Raw genomic sequence first — 2,441 nt, 5'->3', positions numbered from 1 at the left:
CGATCGCCTTCGGGCTCCTCCCCACGCTCTACGCCCTGTTCCTCTCGGTCACGAAGGAGGGGCGGTTCGTCGGCCTCGACAACTTCGTCCGGGTGATCGACGACTTCCGCTTCTGGCCCGCGGTCTCGCACGTCGGGGTGTTCCTCGTGGTCTGGCTCGTCGCCCTGCTGGTGCTCGTCGTCTTCCTCGCGGTCGCCGTGCACGCGATCGGAGTGCGCTGGCTCAGCTCATCCCTCCGCTTCCTGTACTACGTGCCCGGCGCGATCGCCGGCGCGAGCTCGGTGGTGCTGTGGCTCTTCGTGCTCGACCCGTCGGTCAGCCCGGTCTCGGGCCTGCTGCAGCTGCTCGGATTCGAGACCCTGGTGCAGACGGTCGCCCCGGCCAATCTGCCCGCTGTCTTCGCCGTGATCGCCTTCTGGTCCGGTGCCGGCGGCTGGATCGTCGTGATGTACGGAGCCCTCAACAACATCCCCACCGAGGTGATGGAGGCCTCCCGGATCGACGGTGCGGGCGCTTGGCAGACCGCGATCCACATCCAGCTGCCGATGCTGAAGAAGTGGATCTCGTACATGGCGATCATGTCGCTCGCCGCGGGGACTCAGCTCTTCGTGGAGCCCAAGGTCCTCTCGCAGGCCACGAAAGGCGTCGTCCCCACCGACTACTCCCTCAACCAGCTCGCCTACCAGTACGCGTTCAAGTTCTTCGACTCGAACGGATCCGCGGCGATCGCCGTGCTGCTCCTGGTCGTGTCCCTCGGACTCTCGATCTTCTTCGTCATCAAGGGAGGACTCTTTGACCGCGATTGACACCGGTGCACGCCGGTCGACGACTCCGGCCGCCTGGCTCGGCCGCATCGCGGTCGGGGCTGTGCTCGCCTTCTTCGTCCTTTTCTTCCTCATCCCAATCGTCTGGCTGGTCATCGGCTCGGGCAAGTCCGCCCGTGACCTGATCACGACGGGCCCCTTCCAGCCCGGCTCGCCCCAGGCGCTGATCGACAACTGGAACTCCCTAGCCTCGTTCCAGGACGGCATCGTCTTCACCTGGCTCGGCAATTCGGTCCTGTACTCGCTCTCGGCGCTCGTCATCACGCTCCTGATCAGCATCCCCGCCGGTTACGCGATGGCACTGGGGGATTTCCGCGGGCGCAAGGCTCTCCTGTTCACGACCCTCGTCGTGATGCTGATCCCCAACACCGCCCTGGTACTCCCGATCTTCCTCGAGCTCAGCGCGGCGAAGCTCATCGGGTCGCCGCTGGCCGTGATCCTGCCGTTCTCGTTCTTCCCGTTCGGCGTCTACCTGACCTACATCTACTTCTCCACGAGCATCCCTCGGGATCTCCTCGCCGCAGCGCGGATCGACGGCTGCAGCGAACTCGGGGTCTTCTGCCGCATCGCTCTGCCGCTGGCGACTCCGGTCGTCGCGCTCGTCGGCTTCTTCGGCTTCGTGTCCAACTGGAACAACTACTTCCTCCCGTTCCTCACGGTTCCGGGCAGGAAAGCCCCCATCCAGGTCGGTCTGACCGAGCTCCTCTCGAACGTCCCGGCGTTCAACCCCACCGCGGCCGGAGTGACCTCGATCCAGCTGCCCGCCCTCGCGCTGGCGACGCTGCTCTCGGTCCTGCCGGTCCTCCTGATCTTCTTGTTCTCACAGCGCTTCCTCGTGGAGGGCATGACCGCCGGAGGAACAAAGGAATGAACAACGGCTCCGACGACCGGATCCAGAGGCACGGCCTCGTCATCGATCTCGTACCCGAGATGCGTGACGAGTACCTCCGCCTGCACGCCGCGGTCTGGCCGGAGGTCGAGGCAGCCCTCTCTGCTCACCATGTGACGAACTACTCGATCTTCCTGGTGGGAGACACTCTCTTCGCCTACTACGAGTACACGGGCGAGGACCACGACGCCGACATGGCCGGCATCGCAAGGGACGAGGTCACGCAGAGGTGGTGGGCGCTGACCGACCCGTGCCAGAAGGCGTTCCGGGCCACCCATCCGGACTCGGGCGGCTGGCAGGAAGCCCGCGAGATTTGGCACCTGCGATGACCCGGCGGATCCTCGATGCGCACCTGCACGTCTGGGACCTCGCGACGACCCCGCAGCCCTGGATCCTCGAGGCGTCACTCGATTCCCTCGACCGCGATTTCACGGTCCGGGACGCCGTGGACGTGACGACGGGAGCGGGCGTGGACCGCTTCGTGCTTGTGCAGACCGAGCACTCCGTTCGAGAGACCCTGACGATGCTGGTGGAGTCGTCCACCGAGCAGGTCCACGGAGTCGTGGGCTGGGTCGACCTCGCCGGCGATACCTCCGCCGACCTCGACGCGCTGGGCGCGGCTCCCGGTGCCGAGGCGCTCGTAGGTGTCCGACACCTCGCCCACACCGAGTCCGACGAGCAGTGGCTTCTGCGCGCCGACGTCGCTTCAGGCCTCGAGGCGGTGGCGG

Annotated in this window: 4 protein-coding genes; all 4 read left to right on the top strand. The window is 66.2% G+C overall.

What is annotated here, in order from left to right; translation table 11 throughout:
• On the top strand, window positions 1-806 hold an 806-nt coding region (locus tag IFR11_RS16055), incomplete at its 5' end, for a carbohydrate ABC transporter permease (protein WP_191916841.1).
• On the top strand, window positions 793-1,695 hold the full coding sequence (locus IFR11_RS16050; protein ID WP_197979095.1) for a carbohydrate ABC transporter permease: 903 nt from the start codon (window positions 793-795) through the stop codon (window positions 1,693-1,695). The genes IFR11_RS16055 and IFR11_RS16050, both read left to right, overlap by 14 nt.
• Window positions 1,692-2,042: an L-rhamnose mutarotase gene (locus IFR11_RS16045; RefSeq protein WP_191916840.1), complete on the top strand. Its 351-nt coding sequence runs from the start codon at window positions 1,692-1,694 to the stop codon at window positions 2,040-2,042. Before IFR11_RS16050 ends, IFR11_RS16045 begins: the two co-directional genes overlap by 4 nt.
• Window positions 2,039-2,441 (top strand): amidohydrolase family protein (locus IFR11_RS16040; protein ID WP_446724813.1); only part of this gene is annotated, 403 nt, incomplete at its 3' end. The genes IFR11_RS16045 and IFR11_RS16040, both read left to right, overlap by 4 nt.

This window comes from Microbacterium sp. CFBP 8801 (assembly GCF_014839455.1).
In the GTDB taxonomy this organism is placed as follows: Bacteria; Actinomycetota; Actinomycetes; order Actinomycetales; family Microbacteriaceae; genus Microbacterium.
Note: the sequence above shows the minus strand (reverse complement) of the source record. Positions and strands in the feature narration are given on the sequence as shown.